The sequence below is a fragment of the Neisseria sp. P0009.S007 genome, from assembly GCF_051962515.1.
Genome location: NZ_JBQCVF010001181.1, coordinates 1 through 254 on the forward strand (window position 1 = coordinate 1; position 254 = coordinate 254).

Annotated in this window: 1 protein-coding gene; it reads left to right on the forward strand. The window is 59.8% G+C overall.

Translation table 11 applies throughout. The annotated features are described in order from the left end of the window. Positions 1–254: hypothetical protein (locus ACTHS3_RS18220; protein WP_440368828.1), on the forward strand; the 254-nt coding region annotated here is incomplete at both ends.

Genomic DNA, 254 nt, shown 5'->3' on the forward strand with positions numbered 1-254 from the left:
TCCCGCAGCCTCTGTCGCCTTCGTGGATGCCGTTGACGCACTCCCCGCCGCCGCTGTTTTTGCGTCTGCCGCGGCAGAGTCGCTCCGTTCCGCTGCTGTTTCAGATGACCTGGCATTCGTCTCGGACGTTTTTGCCGCCCTGGCAGAATTTTCTGCCGCCGTTGCCGAGGAAGCTGCACGACCGGCACTTGATGATGCGTTCGTTTCTGATGATTTTGCTGCCTCTTTTGAGGCCACCGCATCTCGTGCTGAAG